The sequence below is a fragment of the Pseudanabaena sp. UWO310 genome, assembly GCF_006861605.1.
In the GTDB taxonomy this organism is placed as follows: Bacteria; Cyanobacteriota; Cyanobacteriia; order Pseudanabaenales; family Pseudanabaenaceae; genus Pseudanabaena.
The window spans coordinates 1-1968 of the sequence record NZ_SELU01000122.1; the positions used below are offsets into that span (position 1 = coordinate 1).

1 protein-coding gene is annotated in these 1968 nt (G+C 36.7%); it reads right to left on the reverse strand.

The genetic code is table 11. From position 1 onward, the window contains the following. Positions 1-400 precede the first annotated feature (400 nt). Positions 401-1771, reverse strand: coding sequence for a prenyltransferase/squalene oxidase repeat-containing protein (locus tag PseudUWO310_RS22550; protein WP_143190598.1), 1371 nt, complete (start codon positions 1769-1771; stop codon positions 401-403). Positions 1772-1968: the final 197 nt, after the last annotated feature.

Genomic DNA, 1968 nt, shown 5'->3' on the forward strand with positions numbered 1-1968 from the left:
TATTTCTAAGAAATGGACAATGCCCATTCGCGATTGGAAACCCGCCCTTAATCGATTTGCTATCCTCTTTGAGGATCGTCTCCACATCTAGCTTCTAGACTTTACACAAAATGCTTGACAGTCTCGGTGATGCCGATACGTAATTGGAAGCCTGCGCTAAATCGCTTTGCCATCCTCTTTGAAGATCGTCTCCAATTCTAGTTTCTAGACTTTACACATTTTGCTTGACCGTCTCCGAGATTTATTTGCGATGATTCGCTCTATTGTCAATACTGGAAGAAAACTGGGTTTATCCACTTTTGAGTCGATTCTTACTGTCTTGAATCCCCTAAGATCCTTATTTGTTCTGAGTTGAGTAATTACCTTTACTCAACTCCTTTTTCCTTCTACTTAACATCAGTTAGCAATTTACAGATTCTGTACTCCATGGACAACCCTTTATTAGTAGTAATGTTGAGATTGGTTCGCTAAGGATAGGTTCATCGTTAAGGCTCTTGCTATAATCTATAGTAAATTTGAAGCACCTATTAGCTAAGTCTAAAAGTGTTTCTCCTTTAGGAGCAATTCTTATTCGTTCACGTAAAGATCTTATCGAACAAACATAAGCAAAATAAGCAGAAGTTCCGATGTCTCTTTTACTTGAATTTTCATCCGAAGGCAATGCCCCATTAATTTCAAACTTTGATATATAGGTAAGGATTTCTATGATTTTCTTCCAGTCATTATTGATGAAAACTTCAAAATTTGATAAAATGTCAATAGTTACTAATGAGGTTGCGAACCTTAACTTAGGAACCATAGCATAGGATTTCCAAAGGGGAGAACTAGTATCCTTAGTATCATCTGATTTTAATAATCTGAAAGCATTATAGAATAGATCCTCGCTCCATATTTTGGAAAAATCGTCTCGTTCTTGGCTAGAAAAGTTTCGATTACCCCACTCTCCCTGAATTAAAGTTTGATATACAAGAAGAAAAGCTACTATAGCAATTGAAGGAGCCTTATCAGATTTCAACTCATCAAGAGTGATATGACTAAGGAATTTAATACCTTTCATAATTCTATCTGCTGAAGCATTAACCATTGCCAGTGTGATTACGACAAATGCAGTATGACGAGGTGAACCATATAGTTCTTCAGATCCTCCTCTAGTTACAACAAATCGCGCATATTCGCCTGATGGCTTTTGGCGTGTAAATAAAAACTGAATTAGACGTTTACCAATTTCTTCATAACAAGTAATTTCAACGCCAATAGCCAATAGTCCCCGAACCGCCTGATAAATCCCAAAGATACTACCTTCGCGAAGATCAAGTGGAGATGGCTTTTGTCCATACCAGTATTCATGGCATTCATTTATCCCTAAACTTTTACCCCATCCCCCTGATTCAATTTGGTCGTTGATGATAAATTCCTTAATACGATCAAAAAGTAGGGAGCAATAGGCACAATAATTCTGTTTGCCATTCCCTTGGCAATATGAAGGTTTTGTTGAAAAGCAATCAACGGGAGCAATTTCTCTAGCATCTTTTTTTGAAGGTTCTACTATCTCACAGAAATTTTTCCAATTATCTTTCCATTCTGCAATTTCTAATTCAATTCCAATACTTTGAAAAGTCTCAGTGGAGACTCCTTCAGCCCTAAAGAACTTAGTTACACTACCTCTGTGTTGATTCTTTATTTTGCAAAAATTTGCGACACTTGACCATGTAAGCAAAGCTCTGTTTGCAATATTAAGTCCTTCTTCTGTCAGTTTAACTAGATTTGCCATTCCAAAGTTTGCCTCGTCAATTTTAGCTGATTACAAAAGTTTAGTTCAAGTTATATACAAATAACGTACATGGCTCAATAGGTGTTTCGGGGAGGTCAAGAAAGGCAGAAATTGATAATATTGTAGCGAAATCCAAAAGCAGCGATTACTATGCTGAGTGTGAACTTAACCCATCTAATCGATGATGAAAAATGCTA